Source organism: Georgenia sp. (genome assembly GCF_054605595.1).
This window is the reverse complement of record NZ_JBTSDU010000004.1, coordinates 44261-61784: the sequence shown is the minus strand read 5'-3', so window position 1 is coordinate 61784 and position 17524 is coordinate 44261. Positions and strand designations below refer to the sequence as shown.

The following is a 17524-nucleotide window of genomic DNA, read 5'->3' as shown; positions in this document are numbered from 1 at the left end:
GGTCGCCGGGGACCGGCCGGACACGGTGCTCCTGCTGGAGCACAGCGACGTCTACACCGCCGGCAGCCGCACCGGAGCCCGCGACCGGCCCACAGACGGCACCCCCGTGGTCGACGTCGACCGCGGTGGGCGCATCACCTGGCACGGGCCCGGCCAGCTCGTCGCCTACCCGATCGTGCGCCTGCGGGAGCCGGTCGACGTCGTCGCCTACGTCCGGGCACTCGAGCAGGCCGTGATCAACCTGGCCGCCGGCTACGGCGTCGCCACCGCCCGCGTGGCGGGCCGGTCCGGCGTCTGGGTGCTCTCCGACGAGCGCGGCCGGGACCGCAAGCTCTGCGCCGTCGGCGTGCGGGTGGCCCGGGGCGTCACCATGCACGGCATCGCGATCAATGCCGAACCGGACCTGCACGCCTACGACCGCATCGTGCCGTGCGGCATCGACGACGCCGACGTCACCTCCCTGACCGCCGAGGCGGGCCGACGTATCGGCGTCCTGGACATCGTCGACGCGACGGCGGAGGCGCTCGTGGGCGCCCTCACCCCACTGACCGCCGCAGCCGCGCCGGCCACCGCCCGGCAGGGCTGACGATCCCAGCACGCCCGGGCGAACCGCAGCCCGATCGACGTACGATCCCTGAACCCGACCAGAGAACGAGGTACCTCACCGTGACGATCGCACCTGAGGGACGCCGCATGCTGCGGGTCGAGGCCCGCAACGCGGAGACTCCCATCGAGCGCAAGCCGGAGTGGATCAAGACCAAGGCCACCATGGGCCCGGAGTACCGCGAGCTCAAACAGCTCGTCCACGGCGGCGGCCTGCACACCGTCTGCGAGGAGGCGGGTTGCCCGAACATCTTCGAGTGCTGGGAGGACCGCGAGGCCACCTTCCTCATCGGCGGCTCGCAGTGCACCCGGCGGTGCGACTTCTGCCAGATCGACACCGGCAAGCCCTCCCCCCTGGACCGGATGGAGCCGCGCAAGGTGGCACTGTCCGTGCAGCAGATGGGCCTGAGGTACTCCACCATCACCGGCGTCGCCCGCGACGACCTCGAGGACGGCGGATCGTGGCTCTACGCGGAGACGGTGCGGCAGATCCATGAGCTCAACCCCGGCACCGGCGTCGAGCTGCTGATCCCCGACTTCGACGCCAAGCCCGACCAGCTCGCGGAGGTCTTCTCCTCGCGCCCCGAGGTGCTGGCGCACAACCTCGAGACGGTACCGAGCATCTTCCGCCGGATCCGGCCCGGCTTCCGCTACGAGCGGTCGCTCGGCGTGCTCACCGCGGCCGCCGAGGCGGGCTTCGTCACCAAGTCCAACCTCATGCTCGGCATGGGCGAGACGTTCGACGAGGTCGTCGACGCGATGCAGCTGCTCCGTGACGCCGGCTGCGACCTGCTGACGATCAACCAGTACCTGCGGCCCTCCGTGCGCCACCATCCGGTGGACCGGTGGGTCAGGCCCGAGGAGTTCGTCGAGCTCTCCGAGATCGGTGAGGAGATCGGGTTCCTGGGCATCATGGCCGGGCCGATGGTCCGCTCGAGCTACCGGGCGGGGCGCCTGTGGGGCAGGGCGATGGTCCGCAAGGGCCGGGAGGTCCCCGCGCACCTGGCCCACCTCACCGAGCCGACCACGTCGCGCCAGGAGGCCGCCGCGCTCGTCCGCTGACGGATCGGCCGCGCCCGCACGCAGCATGCCCGCCCGCGATGGACGCCGCCGTCGGAACGCAGGAGGATCACGCGCGGTGGGCTCCGCCGCCGGCCGGGTACCCTTGGGGATCATGGCCCGCAAGAAGAACGACGGCGTCGACTCCGCCGCACCCCAGAAGAAGCAGCGTTGGTACCACAACACCCGGGACGCGTACGTCCTGACCCGGCGGGTCAACCCGTCGATCACGTGGATCCTCCTCGCGATCTTCGTGGCGGTCATGGCGATCGCCCTCGTCATCGGGTTCGCCTGGGGCCATCCCATCTACCTGAGCTTCTTCGGCGTCCTCGTCGCCCTCACGGTCATGATGACCGTGCTCGCGTCGCAGACCCGGAAGTCCGCGTACTCACAGATCGACGGGCAGCCCGGGGCCGCCGGTGCGGCCCTGGGCGAGATCCGGCGCGGCTGGAACGTCGAGGAGCAGCCCGTCGCGATCAACCCGCGCACGCAGGACCTGGTGTTCCGGATGGTCGGCCGGCCCGGCATCGTCCTCGTCTCCGAGGGGCCCAGCAGCCGCGTCAAGCGCCTCCTCGAGGAGGAGAAGCGAAAGGTCAGCCGCGTCGTCCCGAACGTCGCCGTCCACTTCGTGGAGTACGGCAACGAGCAGGGCCAGGTGCCGCTCGGCAAGATCGTCAAGACGGTCCAGAAGCTGCCCCGCAAGCTCACGGCGGCCGAGGTCGCGGCGGTGAGCAAGCGGCTCCAGTCGCTCGGTGCGACGAAGATGCCCATCCCCAAGGGCATCGACCCGATGAAAGCGCGGCCGGACCGCAAGGGGATGCGCGGCCGCTGAGCCACGCCGTCGGGCGGATCCTCGCCGTCAGCGCACCCGCGTGACGACGGTGCCCGCCCACACGTCATGCAGGCCGCGGCCGTCCCGGCCCCACACCACCGCCGGGATCACCAGGCACAGTGCCAGCGTGCGCACGAATGCCCGCCCCGGCCCCGCAGGTCCGCCCGCGAGGGTCCGCACCCCGAGGCCGAGTGCGACGTGCCCGATGGTGGCGCTGAGCGTGCCCACCAGCAGGAACGTCATGAGCGCGAAGATGCCGAGGGTCACCATCGCGTCCCAGGCGAAGAAGCCGGCGCTGATCGCCGAGGCGAGCGCCCAGTCGATGAGCAGTGCCGCGATCCGCCGGCCCAGCCCGGCGACGGGCCGCGTGACCGAGGTGGTGGAAGAGTCAGGCACGTAGGGAGCCTAATCGGCTCGCGTCCCCGGTCCCGCCCGGGTCAGGCCGACAGCTGCGCGGCCCGCCGCGGTGACCGATGTCCCGATCACCGTGGCGGGCGCGTAACATCCCGGACACATTCAGGTGACACGGGGGAAACGGCCTCTGGCTAGCGTCGCCATCGTTCCGGTCATCACCGTCCACACCAAGGAGCCACGGATGTTTTCCACCGCCGAGGAGGCCATCGCCTTCACGAAGGAGCAGGGCGTCAAGTTCGTCGACGTCCGCTTCTGCGACCTGCCGGGCGTCATGCAGCACTTCAGCATCCCCGTCGAGGCGTTCAACGAGGACGCCTTCACCGAGGGGCTCATGTTCGACGGCTCGTCCATCCGCGGCTTCCAGGCGATCCACGAGTCCGACATGAAGCTCGTCCCGGACGTCACGACGGCGTTCATCGACCCGTTCCGCAAGCAGAAGACGCTCGTCGTGAACTTCTCGATCGTGGACCCCTTCACCGACGAGGCGTACTCGCGCGACCCGCGCAACATCGCCGCCAAGGCCGAGGCGTACCTACGCTCCACGGGGATCGCCGACACCGTGTTCTTCGGCGCGGAGGCGGAGTTCTACGTCTTCGACGACGTGCGCTTCCAGACGACCCAGCACTCCAGCTTCTACTACCTCGACTCGGCCGAGGCCGCGTGGAACACCGGGCGCGAGGAGGAGGGCGGGAACCTCGGTTACAAGACCCGCTACAAGGGCGGGTACTTCCCGGTCTCCCCCAACGACCAGATGGCCGACCTGCGCGACGAGATGGTCGAGGTCCTCCAGCAGGTGGGCCTGCAGGTCGAGCGGGCGCACCACGAGGTCGGCACCGCCGGCCAGCAGGAGATCAACTACCGCTTCGGCACGCTGCAGGCGGCGGCCGACGACGTCATGAAGTTCAAGTACGTCATCAAGAACGTGGCGTGGGAGGCGGGCAAGTCCGCCACCTTCATGCCCAAGCCGCTCTTCGGTGACAACGGCTCCGGCATGCACTCCCACCAGTCGCTGTGGAAGGACGGCAAGCCGCTGTTCTTCGACGAGCGCGGCTACGGCGGGCTCTCGGACCTCGCGCGCTGGTACATCGGGGGGCTCCTGCACCACGCCCCCGCGCTGCTGGCTTTCACGAACCCGTCCGTGAACTCGTACCACCGACTGGTGCCGGGCTTCGAGGCGCCGGTGAACCTCGTGTACTCGGCCCGTAACCGGTCCGCCTGCATCCGCATCCCGGTCACCGGCTCCTCCCCCAAGGCCAAGCGCGTCGAGTACCGGGTGCCGGACCCCTCGGCCAACCCCTACCTCGCCTTCGCCGCCATGCTCATGGCCGGCCTCGACGGCATCAAGAACCGGATCGAGCCCGCGGACCCGATCGACAAGGACCTCTACGAGCTGCCGCCCGAGGAGCATGCCCAGATCGCCCAGCTCCCCGACTCGCTCTCGGCGGCACTCGAGGCGCTCGAGGCCGACCACGACTTCCTCACCGAGGGCGACGTGTTCTCCGCGGACCTCATCGAGACGTGGATCGCCTACAAGCGGACCAACGAGATCGACCCGCTGCGCCAGCGCCCGCACCCGCACGAGTTCGAGCTCTACTACGACCTCTGATCCCGCGTGGCCCGAGAGCCGCTCGTAGGTGCCTGAAACGGCCCCTGACCCGCGAAGACACCTTCCAACGTCTTCCAAGCGTCAGGGGTCGTTTTTCGTTCGCGTGTGTCCCCCGCGCGTCCCCAGAACCGCCCCAGCAGCGTGTGCCCAAGTCCGTTCACGATCGAACTCGTCCCGGCCGGCGTTCTGCACGATGCAGTCGCTGGCCGCGATGAGTGCAGGGACGTCGTCGCCCCCGAGGGTGACAACCGCACAGATCTTCGAGAGCCGATGACCAGCGCCCACCGCCCCGGGTGGTCATCGGTGGTACCCGAGCAGGGTGATGCTGGCAACCCAGGCCATTCCTCAGGGCTTCATGGCTGCTTCATGTGGCCCTGCCTACGGTTCGTCCGGATGCCGGCCCTGAGTCAGCAGGATGGGGGACGAACTCGTGAGCGCGAGCACTGGATCCGTGGTGTTAGCCCAGGCCCAGGAAGACTGGTTCACAGCGGTCAACCACTTGGTGCGCATCACGCCGTGGCTGCACACCCCGGCACTGTTGTACGCCGGGTACGGTGTGGGGCTGTTCGCCGCTCTGCTCCTGCTGTCGTGGTGGCTGGTACGCCGCAACGGGGACCTGCGACGAGTCACCGCTGCCTTGTGGGCTCCCATCGGCGCCCTCGTGGCGCTCGGAGTCAATCAGTTCCTCGTCGCTGCCGTGGCCGAACCGCGCCCCTATACGGTGCTCCCGCACGCGCTGATCCTGGGCTCGCGGAGCAGCGACTACTCTTTTCCGAGCGACCACGCCGTCATGGCCGGAGCCGTGGCGGCCGGAGTGCTGCTCGTGCACCGTCGCCTCGGGATCGTCACGGCCGCACTTGCCCTCATGATGGCGTTCACCCGCGTCTACATCGGCGCACACTTCCCGCTCGACGTCGCGGCCGGTCTGCTGGTCGGGGCAATCGTCGCGGTGGCGTCCTACCTCACCGCTCGGCCGCTCGTGGTGCGGCTGGTGGAGTGGCTGGCATGCACACCCGTGAGAGCCCTGCTGACCACAGCCCCGAGGAGTGCGTGATGACCGGGCTGATCGAGCATCGGCTGGCGACTCCGGCGTAGCTCGCGCTGTCGGTGGTGTTCGCTCGGCCGGCCCTGGAGTCCTCGGCCGTCCTGGGCTGATCTTCCCCGGCGAGATGGCGGTGCTCCTGGGCGGCGTGGGGGCCAGCCAAAGCCACGTCCCCCTGGCCGCAGTGATGGACTGCCGGCGTCACTGGCGCGGGCGGCGCCCTGTGGGGCCGCGACGATGGTCCTCACCGGATACCTCGCCAGGAACAGCGGACACACCGTCGAGCACGACATCTCGGTCGTGGGCATCGGCGTCCCACTCGGGGTGAGTGCGATGCGCTACAGCGCACGAGCGATCCACCGTCGCCGGGCGCGCGCCGGCGACCACACCTCTCCTGCTGGTCCGGTCACGGTCGGTGACGCGGACGGCGACGACGCATCTGGAAGTATGGCTGAGGCTGTTCCCTCGACACTCGTCAGCGACCACGCGTCCCGACCGGCTCGGGCGATGCCCGCCGCCGAACCGGGCGCACGCGTCAGCAAACGGGGGCTGGGCAACCTCGGGATTGCTGTTCGCGGCACTGCTCACGACGGCTACGTGGGTGCCGTTCCTGGACAGCCCGTTGACCTCGGATGAGAGCGGGTTCTGGCTACTTGCCCAGCACTGGAGCCAGGGCCAGTCACTGGACGGCGACTGGTGGGACGGCCGGCCTCCGCTGCTGCTCTGGTTGTTCTCCGTGTGGCAGCCCACCTCGGATCGACCAGCGGGACGGCGGCTGGGGTGACCCCACCAGGTGTCGCGGTGCTCGCAGGTGCGCGGCGTGCGGCGCCCTCGCCGGTGGGGCGAGCGAGATCGATGAAGCCTCCGGCGGGGTGGTGGTCGGGTTGTGGCATCCCGACATCGTCGCCCGCAGCCGTAGTGGCTGGCGACAGCCTCGACACGTGGGGCTGGATGCCGACAAGGCGCAGCAGCACCTGGAGCGGCACTACGTTGAGCAGGTGAGTGAGGGCGACTGGCACATCGGGCAACGCCAAGACGAGACGACGCGATGAGGATCCTGGTTGCCGAGGACGACATCCGCCTGGCCGGCCTGCTCGAGGAGTCGCTGGCCGAGGCCGGGTGGCAGGTCGACGTCGTGCACAACGGCCGCGTCGCCTACGACCGGCTCCTGACCGATACGGGCTTCGACGTGGCGCTCATGGACTGGATGCTGCCCGGCATGGACGGCGTCACGGTGGCACGACGCCTGCGAGGGATCGGGATGGCGACGCCGATCCTGATGCTCACCGCCCGTGGTGACGTGCGCGACCGCATCGACGGTCTCGATGCGGGTGTCGACGACTACCTACCCAAGCCCTTCGACCTCGACGAGCTCCTGGCCCGGCTACGCGCGCTGTACCGCCGTGGCGGCTTCAGCGGTGAGGCACCGGTGCAGATCGGTGCTCTGGTGGTGGACCCGGTAGCTCGCCGGGTCTCCCGAGGCGGCGTTGACATCAGCTTGTCCACGCGCGAGTTCGACATCCTCTACCTGCTGGCCTCGCACGCCGGACAGGTGGTGACCAGGCGAACGATCCTCGACGAGGTCTGGGACGGCGAGACGGACCTGCGCAGCAACGTCATCGACGTCCACCTCGCCGCCATTCGCGGCAAGATCGACAAGCCGTTCGGCACCGACACCATCGCCACCCTGCGAGGAATTGGCTACCGGCTCGAAAACCCGGTCGCGAAACGATGAGCAAGCTGCCCTCACGACCCTCACGGCTCTCGCGGCTACCGCTGCGGGTCCGCCTCGTCGCCGGCTTCTCCGCGGCGAGCCTCGTGGTACTCATCGCGGCAGGGGTCTTCGTGTACTTGCGCGTCGAGGATGCCTTGGACCGCGGGATCGACACCGAGCTCACTCAAGCCAGTCAGACACTCGATCCGCTGGTTCAGTCCGACGGACATGTGCGCAGCCGATCGGCGGCAGATGCCACCGGCGTGGCATGGCAGGTGCTGGACACGGACGGTGCCATCCTCGACCATGGAGGTCCGGCGGCTGCGACCGCCCTCCTGAGCGTGCGGCAGCTGGACCGAGTGACCACGACGCCTCGCCCCTTCGACGTCGGGAAGTTCCTGCCCGTCTCGGCCGAGCCGTATCGCGTGCAGGTGGTCCAACTGTCGCAGAATCCACAGCGCTATCTGCTGGTCGGGGTCCGTCGCGATTACCGCGACGAGGCCCTGCGGGAACTCCTCGTCCAACTCACCCTCGCCGGGTTCGGCGCACTGGTCATCACTGCCCTGGTTGGCGAGCGGCTGGCCCGGGCCGCGCTGCGCCCGGTCGAACGGTATCGGCGCCGCGCCGAGGTGATCGCGGCCGGTAACACCAGTCTGCGGCTCGACGTTCCGCCCCTGCGCGATGACGAGATCACCCGTCTCGGGCACACCTTCAACGACATGCTCACCACCCTCGAGGGCGCTCTTGACCGGGAGCGCCAGTTCGTCACCGAGGCCAGCCACGAGCTTCGCACCCCTATCACGCTGCTCACCAGCCGGATCCAACTGGCCCTTCGCCGGCCCCGCAGCCCGGCCGAGCACGAACGAATCCTCACCGAACTCAAGGTCGACCTCGATCGGCTCGCCGCGCTCTCAGACCAGCTCCTGCAACTCGGCCGGGTGGACGGGAGCCACACGTCCGCGCACAGCGACCTCGTGACCATTGCCAGCCGCACGATCAACCATCGGCGCCGCGCCGATCCCGAGCACGCCGGCAACCTCACCGTCACGCTTCCCGAGCACCCCCTGCCGGTGCTGGTGGCCGACTTCGAGCTGGAGCGGGTGGTCACCAATCTCCTCGACAACGCCGCCGTCCACGGGGCGCCGCCGGTCGAGGTGAGCATCGACGAGCCGGCGCCGGGATGGGCCCGTCTGGTGGTCGCAGACTCCGGCGCCGGCATGCCACCTGCGCTGCTGACGACGGCGACCCAACGCTTCGCACGAGCCGATGACGCGCGGCCTCGACCCGGTTCAGGCCTTGGGCTCTCGCTTGTCGTCGCGCTGGTCACCGGGGCGAACGGTGAGCTACGGCTGTGTCACCAGGGGCAGCACTCCACGAAAGGCCGCCCCATCCCGGTGCCGTGTACCCACGGGTCGGCGATGACGGTCACAGTGCTGCTACCGACCGCACGCGAACCGGCCGATGCCTCCGTGGCGGCACCTGTGGCGTAGCCACGGACCTGGGGTGCGGCAGCACTTCCGGTCTTCATGCCCGGGCCCCTACGTTCCCGAGGTGATGGAGATGAGCACGTGAGCGCCCTCCAGCAAGCGAGCGTCCAACCGCCCAGGACGGACGGCGATTCACCGCGAGCGGCGTGGTTTCGCGCGGCGCGGGTGTGAGCGGCCGTCCGCCGGCGGTGGCCGCTGGCTAGGGCGGTTCCCCGCCGCGCCGGGTGACGTCGCCGGACTGCCGTACACGATGATCCAGGACACCCGGGCCCCCTACATGACCCAACCCAACCTTCTGCACGCGCACCCGCATGCCGGCGCGGCGTTCGCGCGGGTCGAGGCGTCCGCCAGCCTCCACGTCGGCGTGACCGCCACAATCCGTGGCCTGGCCTGGCGGCTGGCCCCGCGGACCATCGGCTGACGTCGTCGACCGTCCTCGGCCCGGTGCCGGGAGGCCTGACCGATCCAGGTGGGTTGCGGCTTCATGCTTGCTTCATCGGGCCCCGCCTACTGTTCGGCCATGCGTTGCGTGATCGTCAGTCCGACCTATGACGAGGCCACCTCCCTCCCCGGACTGCTGGCGGCCCTCGAGGTGCCCAGTGCCACCGCTCAGCACACCGCGATCGCCGTCCTCGTCGTCGACGACAACAGGTCCGACCGCACCGCGGCCCTGGTGCGCGCTTCCCAGGGCTTCGGGGACTGGCTCACCCTGCTCACCCGCACGTCCGAGGACGGCCTCGGGACTGCGTATCGTGCCGGTGTCGTCGCAGCCATCGCGCACGGCTACGACGCTGCCGTCCAGATCGGCGCCGACGGCCCCCACCCGGTCGCCGCGGTTTCGGCCATGCTCGCGCTGCTGCTCATGCACGATCTCGTGCTCGGCTCCTGGGATGTCCGTGGCGGCGCCACCGAGACCTGGCCGCTTCGCCGGCCGCTTCTCCAGCAGGTCCTGCCGTCGTGCGCCACCTTCCATGCACGCTGCCTGCTCGGTCTATCCACGCGAGACACCACCTCGGGGTTCCGGGCCCTGCATTCCGAGGCACTGGTCGCGGTCGGGGTCCTGCACACCGCATCCAACGGCGATGGATTCCAGGTGCAGAACACCTGGCGCAGCGAACGCCTCGGCTTGCCGGTCGCCGAGCATCCGATCACGTTCCCCGAGCGCACCGCCGGGGCGTCCACGATGAGTCCCGAGGCGGCCGCCCACGTGCTGCGGTGGCGGATCCGCGAGATCACGCACCGCACCAACGCCCCGGTGAGGATCCCGTGAGCACAGTCGACCAGCGGGCGACACCGATGACCGTGACGGGCAGCGCCGAGCACTCGGCCGACGCGCTCGGCGCACCGGCGCGTCCCGTCTCGCGCCGTTCGCCGGTGTGGGGACGCTTGCGGTTCCTCGCGTCCTGGCTCCTGGCGCTCGCCCTGGTCGCGGTTGCCCTGCCCCGGGCCGTCGACGTCCCCAGGCACGGCGTGCTCCCGGTGCTGCGAGCCGTGCATTGGCCAGCCCTCCTCGCCCTCGTGGGCCTGTGGTTTCTCGGGCTCGTGGTCCACTCCTTCGTCCTGACCGCGGCAGCGCCCGCCCTCACCCACCGGCGTGCCCTGACCCTCAACGTGACCGGCAGCGCCGTCGCCAACGTGGTGCCCTTGGGCGGAGCCGCCGGGGTCGAGCTCAACCGCCGGATGATGAGGGCCTGGGGCATCGACATCCGCTCGTTCACCGGCTACACCGTCCTGACCAACCTGTGGGACGTCGGCTCCAAGCTGATCCTGCCCATCGTCGGTGTCATCGTGCTCGCTCGCGCAGGTGAGACAGTCACGCCGCAGCTCAAGACCACGTCGCTGCTCGCCGGTGCCGGCTTCGCTGGGCTCGCGAGCTTCGCTGCCGTGCTGCTCCTCAGCCCGAGAGGAACCGGACTGCTCGGGCACGGGATCGAACGGGCGCTGCGCCTCGCGCTGCGGTTGATCGGCCGCGACCGCACCCTGGGAATCCCGGATCTGCTCGATGATGTCCGCCGTGAATGCGCAGGGCTGGTCTCCGCCGGATGGGTTCGGATGACGGCCGGCATCTGCGGGTACGTCGCGCTGCAAGGGCTCTTGCTCGGGTTCTGCCTCCAGTTGACTGGGGCTGGAAGCACATGGTCCGAAGTGCTTGCCGGGTTCGCCGTGGAACGGCTGTTCACGATCGTCCCCCTCACCCCGGGCGGTGTCGGTGTCGCGGATCTCGGCCTGGTCGGCGTGCTGGTGGCCCTGGGCGGCGACCCGGCCGGAGTCACCGCTGCGGCGGTGCTGTATCGCCTGTTCATCTTCGCCGTCGAGATCCCCGTCGGCGGTGGGGTCCTCGGGATCTGGTTCCTCGCGCAGCGCCGAGTTCCCAAGCCGGCGAATGATTCGGTGTGGTCGATCCGCCGGATCGCCCACGTCACCGACGTCTTCCTGCCGCGCTTGGGTGGGATCGAGACCCACGTCGACGACCTCGTCCGCCACCAGCGCGCAGCCGGCCTCGATGCGCACGTGCTCACCCCCACCGCAGGCAGCGGCCCCGACCCGGCATGGGTGCGTCGCATACCCGCCGCTGGGGCGCGCAGCGCCGTCACCGAGTACGACGTCGTCCACATCCACATCTCCATGTGGTCGCCCTACGGCGTTGCCGTCGCCCGCGCCGCGACGGCCGCCGGCATCCCCACCCTGATCACCGTGCACTCGATGTGGGCAGGTGCCGGCGGACTCCTCCGGCTGGTCGCACTCGCCTCCCTCCACCGCTGGCCCGTCGCCTGGTCCGCGGTCAGCACTGCCGCGGCCGAGACCTTCCGCCGGTCGCTGGGCGACGCCGACGTCGCCGTCTTACCCAACGCGATCGACGTCGCCACCTGGCGGCCCTCCCAGCGAGACCGGCAGTGCGAGGCACCGGCGACAGCCGACGAGAGGCCGACCATCTTGGTGAGCGTCATGCGTCTCATGCCCCGCAAACGCCCGCTGGCACTGCTCAAGATGTTCGCCGAGGTCCGCCGCCTCCTTCCCGATCATGACCTGAAGCTCGTCATCGTCGGCGACGGGCCGCTGCGCCAGCGAATCGAACGCTACGTGCAACGCCACGGACTCTCCCAGGATGTGCGCATCACCGGCCGGATTCCGCGACGAGAGGTGCTCGACGAGCTGCGGGCTTCGTCGATCTACATCGCCCCATCCCCCAGGGAATCGTTCGGAATCGCCGCACTCGAGGCACGTTGCGCCGGCCTGCCCGTCATCGGGAACGGCCGCAGCGGCGTCAGCGAGTTCATCCGCGACCGCGTCGACGGGATGCTCGTGGCCAACGACACCGAGATGGTCGTCGCGATCGTCGACCTGATCACCGATCACGCGTTGCTGAACAGCATCAGCATGCACAACCATCGAGTCGCACCGCGACACGACTGGAGCGACGTCCTCACGCACACCGAGGCGCTCTACCGGCAAGCCGCCCGCTGTGTCGCGGGCGCCACGCCGGTGGCGGAACCCGCAGCGCCCATTGCGGCACGAGCCTGAGGACGAATCGTGGCGACCATCATCTCCCTGCACGCCCACCCCGACGACGAAGCCCTCCTCGCGGGCGGCTGGCTCGCCCAACGCTCCGCCGCCGGCGACCGCGTCGTCCTGGTGTTCGCGACCGACGGTGACGCCGGGCTCACCTCGGCCGCCGACCGCTCCCCGTCCACCTCGCTCGGGCAGCGTCGCCGCGGCGAAGCGACAGCCTCGGCCCGGGCACTCGGCGCGGCGCGAGTTGCCTGGCTCGGTTACGTCGACTCCGGCATGGCAGACGCCCCGACCCAGGGGCCCGGTCGCTTCATCGACACCCCCGTCGAGCAGGCAGCCCAGACCGTCGCCGCGATCATCGACGAGGAAGACGCCGACACCCTCACCGGGTACGACGCCAACGGCGGATACGGGCACCCCGATCACGTACACCTCCACCTGGTCGCACGAGCCGCGCAGACTCTCGCCCGACGTCGGCCGCGACTGCTGGAGGCAACACTCGACCACACCTGGCTGGTGCGGCTGCTGCGGGTGGGTCGGCCCTTCGCGAGGCTGCTGCCTGGCCTCACGCTTCCCGGCGATGACATCTTCTCCTCCCCAACGGACCTGACGATGAGTGTCGACGTCCGGGATCAGCTTGCGGCCAAGCGCGCGGCACTGGCAGCGCACGCCTCCCAGACCCGGGGAGGCGTGCGCACTCTCGCGGTCCTCCTCGCCCTACCTCGACCGCTGGCCAGACGGGTGCTCGGCACCGAGTGGTTCCACGAGGTGTACTGAAGCACGTGGTGAGGCGACATGGTTTGGGTGCGCGTCCCCAACGGGCGCCTCGGTGGCCGGGTCGCCTTCGGAGTGGAGGGACCAGGTGGCCTGCCATAGGTACCCGATGAGGTGACCGAAGTCGCAGAGCACGTGCACGTGCCGGCCACGATCGCGGGCAAGATGTCGGCGACGGTGCGGGGCAGGATTGGTGGCGCGGACCGCACCGATCTCCGCGATGCCCAGCAGTTGTTCCTGCTCCGCTACGGGTATTCCGCAGCGCCCCGATCTGCGCCACACTGGCCACACCGGCTGTGCGGCGTGGTGCAGTGCGGTGGGAGGCGAGTGCGATGGCCCGCACGATCTTCGCGTTCCTCGTCGCCATCGACGAGTACTTCCCGCCGGTGTCCGCCCTGGCCGGCTGCCGGAACGGCTGCGCCGCCGTCGGGGCCGGCATGCGTCCGCGACCCGGCTGTGCTGCGCGCTGCTGGGACTGCCGCAGGGCTTCGGCGTCTCCTCGTCGCTGCCCGCCGGCGGTCACCCGAGGCGAACGGGGCATCTCGCTCGGCGCACCGCCGGGCCTCTCGGCCGATCACCGGGGGACCGAGGAGCTCGTCATCGAGACCATCCGTGCCTGACAGGCGACCCCCATCCCGTACCAGGAGGCGATCCCCATGCCGCTCACCGTATTCGAGCTCAACCCCCAGGCCGTACCGCAGTACGGCTTTCCCCGCCGAAACTTCGCGACGGCGTCCGGCACCATCGGTCTGCACACCGCCGAGAACCGGCCCGTCGGCGTCGGTGCCGGCGTCGACGGCGTCGCCCGGTTCCTCCTCACCCGCGAGGACTTCGGGTCCTACCACGCGGTCTGCGACGCCGAGTCCCGCCTCCAGCTCGCCCGGTACGACGCCGAGACGTGGGGCATCGGATCGCTGAACAACTGGGCGATCCACATCGCGGCGGCGAGCACCGCGGCCGAGTGGAACGGGCTGCCCCAGCAGCACCGGGAAGACATCGTGGACAACCTGGCGGCGGCCGCCGCCGACGCCGCACGGTGGTGCTTCGACGAGCTCGGCATCGTCGTCCCGGCGCGGCGGCTGACCCTGGACGAGGCCGAGGCCCGCCGGCCAGGCTTCATCGGCCACGGCGACGCCGACCCGGACGGGCGCCCCGAGCCCGGCGCCGACTTCGACTGGCAACGCTTCCTGACCGCCTACCGGGCGGCCATGGACGCGCACGGCATCGAGGTCCCCGGCGCCGGCGAGCGGACGGCGGTCGAGCGCGGCAGGGTCGCATCCTTCCTCGCCCTGTTCGTCGACGGCGACTACGCCCACCGCACCATCACCGAGCAGGAACGCGCGCTCGCCGCAACCGGTCACTACCGCGGCGCGATCGAGGAGAACCAGGGCAGGCGGGCCGTCGCCGGGCCCGTGCTGTTCAAGGCCTACCAGAGCTTCCTGGCGCAGCTGGGCTTCTACTCCGGCCGTATCGACGGCGACTTCGGCAAGGTCTCCACCAAGGCCGAGCAACGCTTCCTCGCGAGCCTGAACCTGTACCGGGGGAGCAACGACGGCGACCGCGGCAAGATGACGATCAAGGCCCTGCAGGGGGCGCTCAACCGGGTGGCGGTGCGCGTGGGCGCCAACAAGGCCCTCGAGCCGCCCACGATGGTCAACCCCGCCGTCGGCCGGATCACGTCGGAGTACGGTCCGCGCAAGCTCCTCGGCAATGTGTTCCACTCGGGGATCGACATCGCGAACGCGACCGGGACGGACATCCTCGCCGCGTTCGACGGCACGGTCGTCGAGGTGGGGGCGAACATCGAGCCCGGCCGGTCCGGCAACGCCATCAGCATCCGCAGCGACCGCGGTGGTGCGACGTTCTACGGGCACCTGTCCAGGATCCTCGTCGCTCCCGGCCAGCACGTCGTCCGCGGACAGCACATCGGCGAGATGGGCGCCACCGGCAACGTCACCGGCCCTCACCTGCACTTCGAGACGTGGCGCACCGCCGGCGGGAGCTCCCACGAGAACCCCCGCATCACCTTCCGGCGCTTCGGGGTCACCCCCGGGGTCGACAACCTGCCTGGCATGTGAGGAGTTGACCATGAGCGCGATCTTCGGGGAGCGGCTGACGTTCCCCCAGGGAGACGGCACCACCGTGGAGCTGGTGGTGTACGGCGACGAGATGCGGGCGCGGTACGAGACGCCCGCCGGGTGCACGGCGGTGTTCGACGCCGACCGTGCGCTGTGGTGCTACGCGTTGCTCGCCGTGGGCCACCTGGTCTCCTCCGGGGTGCCGGTGACCAAGCCGGTCCCGCCCGGGGTCCGCATGCACCTGAAGGAGTCCCCGGGTGTGCGCGCGGCGGCCATCCGTGCCCGCCACGACACGCTGCGCCCCCGCCCGCCCGAGGTGCCCGGCCTGACCAGGACCTTCGGCGCCAACCGAGGCCTGCTGCCCGGGCGCCGGGTCAGCGCGGGCCAGGTCCGGGGCCTGACCGTGCTGGTGCAGTTCGCGGACCTGGCCTCGACCGTGACCAGCGCCGACGTCGCCGCCATGCTCAACGACGAGGGCTACCGGCGCAATGGCAACTCCGGGTCGGTGCGGGACTATTTCCTGGCCATGTCGGCCGGGAAGCTCGACTACCGCAACGTCGTCGTCGGCCCGGTCACGCTGCCGATGCCGCAGGCGCACTACGTGGCGAACAGTCTCGTCCAGCCCGCCCTGACGGCGGCGGTGAACGACCTCGGCGTGAACCTGGCCGACTTCGACTCGCGCGGGGAGGGCGTGGTCGACGCCGTGAACTTCCTCTACGCCGGCCGCACCCTGTATCAGGGGGAACTGTGGCCCCACAATGCCGAGCGCCGCCTCACGTTCGGCAACGTCCGGACGAACTTCTACATGCTCACCAGCATGGGCCGCTCCCCCGTCGACCTGAGCATCGGCACCATCTGCCACGAGAGCGGGCACCTGCTGTGCCGGTTCCCGGACCTGTACGACTACGGCGAGCGCGACGGCGACCTCGAGGAGAGCTCGGGGATCGGCTACTACTGCCTCATGGGGGCGGGCAACCACCTCGGGGGCGGGCGCCAGCCGTCCGCCGTGTGCGCGTACCTGCGCGACCTGGTCGCCTGGTACGACGAGCACGTGTCCCTCGCGTCGCCCGCGCAGTACACGGTCGCCGCCGGGGAGTCCAGACGGGTGCACAAGTACGACACGCCCCGCCCGAACGAGTACTTCCTCGTCGAGAACCGCACCGCCACCGGGCAGGATGCCGCCCTTCCCGCCAGTGGGCTGGCGGTGTACCACTGCGACACGCTCGGGTCGAACGAGTGGGAGGACGGCACGCGCGAGCGCCACTACCAGGTCGCGCTGCTGCAGAGCGACGGGCACCTCGACCTCGAGCACGGCAGCAACCTCGGTGACGCCACCGACCTGTACGGTGCCGACCCCGGCGTCGCGCTCGCCGACTCCACGACGCCGAGCTCACGCATGTGGGACGGGACGGGGTCGGGGCTGGTGATCTCGGCGGTCACCGGCCCCGGGGCCACCATCTCCTTCCGCACCGGCCTGCTTCCGACGGCGCCCGCGTCCACCGCGGAGACGGTGGCGGACCTGCTCATCCCCGACGACGACCCCGACGGCGCCCGCAGCATCCTGGAGCTCGCCGCGCCCGGCGTACTCACCGGGCTGACCGTGGAGGTGGACCTGATCCACCCATGGATCGGCGACCTCACCGCCACCCTGATCGACCCGGGCGGCACCGAGGCGGTGCTGCGCACCCGGACCGGTGGCTCCGCCGACGACCTGCACGCCCGGTACGACTCGGACGCGCCCGGTTCGCCGCTCGCGACGCTGGTGGGGCGCCCCGCGGCCGGCGCGTGGATGCTCCACGTGGTCGACCACGTCCGCCGGGACACCGGGCGCCTGGACCGGTGGCGCATCGAGGCCCGCACAGCGCCCGCCGACGGACCGGTGGAGGTGCGGTCCCTTCCGGGCACCGCCATCCCGGACGCCTCCCCCGCCGGCATCGAGGACCGCATCGACGTCGCGGAGGGCGGCACGGTGCGCACGGTCCGGGTCGAGGTCGAGATCCGCCACACCTTCGTCGGTGACCTCACCGTCGACCTCGTGCCCCCGGCCGGACCGGTGGTGGTGCTGCGCGAGCGCACCGGCGGCGCCGCCGACGACCTGCGTGCGACCTTCGACATGACGACGACACCGGGGCTCGCCACCCTGGCCGGCACGCCGGTGCGCGGGGCCTGGGTGCTGCGCGTGCGCGACACCGCCCGCCACGACACCGGCGTGCTCGAACGTTGGGCCCTGAGCATCGGTCGTTGACCGATCCCGTTGACCGATCCCCCTGCCCCCGAAGACCCGGAGGCGACCATCGCGACACACGACGACTGGATCGGACGCGCAGTCCACCTGCCCGACGGGACGTCGCACCGACGACGCACCACCGTCTCCCGCTCCGGCACCTCCACCACCGCCCGCCCGA

The 17524-nt window shown here is 70.5% G+C and carries 16 protein-coding genes; 15 read left to right on the top strand and 1 reads right to left on the bottom strand.

The window, feature by feature from the left end; all coding sequences use genetic code 11:
• The 3 genes from lipB to ACYC1Z_RS01275 form a co-directional block, all read left to right on the top strand.
• Nucleotides 1-586, top strand: a 586-nt coding sequence (gene lipB / locus ACYC1Z_RS01285; RefSeq protein ID WP_461407746.1) for a lipoyl(octanoyl) transferase LipB, incomplete at its 5' end; no start/stop codon positions are given.
• A gap of 80 nt (nucleotides 587-666) precedes the next feature.
• Nucleotides 667-1665, top strand: coding sequence for a lipoyl synthase (gene lipA, locus ACYC1Z_RS01280; RefSeq protein ID WP_461407745.1), 999 nt, complete (start codon nucleotides 667-669; stop codon nucleotides 1663-1665).
• Between the two features lie 112 nt (nucleotides 1666-1777).
• Nucleotides 1778-2494, top strand: a complete 717-nt coding sequence (locus ACYC1Z_RS01275) for a DUF4191 domain-containing protein (protein WP_461407744.1) — start codon at nucleotides 1778-1780, stop codon at nucleotides 2492-2494.
• A 27-nt stretch (nucleotides 2495-2521) separates the two neighbouring features.
• On the opposite strand, the gene ACYC1Z_RS01270 is transcribed toward ACYC1Z_RS01275, so the two are convergent.
• A complete protein-coding gene (locus ACYC1Z_RS01270) occupies nucleotides 2522-2890 on the bottom strand; it encodes an RDD family protein (RefSeq protein ID WP_461407743.1) in 369 nt (122 codons plus the stop codon).
• Between the two features lie 199 nt (nucleotides 2891-3089).
• On the opposite strand from ACYC1Z_RS01270, the gene glnA reads away from it, so the two are divergent.
• The 12 genes from glnA to ACYC1Z_RS01210 all read left to right on the top strand — a co-directional run bounded on the left by glnA (nucleotide 3090) and on the right by ACYC1Z_RS01210 (nucleotide 17364).
• On the top strand, nucleotides 3090-4514 hold the full coding sequence (gene glnA / locus ACYC1Z_RS01265; RefSeq protein ID WP_461407742.1) for a type I glutamate--ammonia ligase: 1425 nt from the start codon (nucleotides 3090-3092) through the stop codon (nucleotides 4512-4514).
• Between the two features lie 430 nt (nucleotides 4515-4944).
• The gene (locus ACYC1Z_RS01260) at nucleotides 4945-5568 is read left to right on the top strand and encodes a phosphatase PAP2 family protein (RefSeq protein WP_461407741.1); all 624 of its coding nucleotides are present in this window, start codon (nucleotides 4945-4947) and stop codon (nucleotides 5566-5568) included.
• Nucleotides 5569-5793: 225 nt separating this feature from the next.
• Nucleotides 5794-6192, top strand: coding sequence for a hypothetical protein (locus ACYC1Z_RS01255; protein ID WP_461407740.1), 399 nt, complete (start codon nucleotides 5794-5796; stop codon nucleotides 6190-6192).
• A 412-nt stretch (nucleotides 6193-6604) separates the two neighbouring features.
• Entirely contained in the window at nucleotides 6605-7291 is a 687-nt protein-coding gene (locus tag ACYC1Z_RS01250; protein WP_461407739.1) for a response regulator transcription factor, read from the top strand.
• Nucleotides 7288-8760, top strand: coding sequence for a sensor histidine kinase (locus tag ACYC1Z_RS01245; protein ID WP_461407738.1), 1473 nt, complete (start codon nucleotides 7288-7290; stop codon nucleotides 8758-8760). Before ACYC1Z_RS01250 ends, ACYC1Z_RS01245 begins: the two co-directional genes overlap by 4 nt.
• Nucleotides 8761-9007: 247 nt before the next feature.
• Nucleotides 9008-9178, top strand: coding sequence for a hypothetical protein (locus ACYC1Z_RS01240; protein WP_461407737.1), 171 nt, complete (start codon nucleotides 9008-9010; stop codon nucleotides 9176-9178).
• A gap of 99 nt (nucleotides 9179-9277) precedes the next feature.
• Nucleotides 9278-10027, top strand: a complete 750-nt coding sequence (locus tag ACYC1Z_RS01235; protein ID WP_461407736.1) for a glycosyltransferase — start codon at nucleotides 9278-9280, stop codon at nucleotides 10025-10027.
• Nucleotides 10024-12279, top strand: a complete 2256-nt coding sequence (locus ACYC1Z_RS01230; RefSeq protein ID WP_461407735.1) for a glycosyltransferase — start codon at nucleotides 10024-10026, stop codon at nucleotides 12277-12279. Before ACYC1Z_RS01235 ends, ACYC1Z_RS01230 begins: the two co-directional genes overlap by 4 nt.
• Nucleotides 12280-12288: 9 nt before the next feature.
• Nucleotides 12289-13044 (top strand): PIG-L deacetylase family protein, encoded by a 756-nt coding sequence (locus tag ACYC1Z_RS01225; protein ID WP_461407734.1) that lies wholly within the window; start codon nucleotides 12289-12291, stop codon nucleotides 13042-13044.
• Nucleotides 13045-13373: 329 nt separating this feature from the next.
• Nucleotides 13374-13661, top strand: a complete 288-nt coding sequence (locus ACYC1Z_RS01220; RefSeq protein WP_461407733.1) for a hypothetical protein — start codon at nucleotides 13374-13376, stop codon at nucleotides 13659-13661.
• A gap of 36 nt (nucleotides 13662-13697) precedes the next feature.
• Complete coding sequence (locus ACYC1Z_RS01215) at nucleotides 13698-15119, top strand: peptidoglycan DD-metalloendopeptidase family protein (protein WP_461407732.1); 1422 nt, start codon at nucleotides 13698-13700, stop codon at nucleotides 15117-15119.
• A gap of 10 nt (nucleotides 15120-15129) precedes the next feature.
• Nucleotides 15130-17364, top strand: a complete 2235-nt coding sequence (locus ACYC1Z_RS01210) for a M6 family metalloprotease domain-containing protein (protein ID WP_461407731.1) — start codon at nucleotides 15130-15132, stop codon at nucleotides 17362-17364.
• Nucleotides 17365-17524 lie beyond the last annotated feature (160 nt).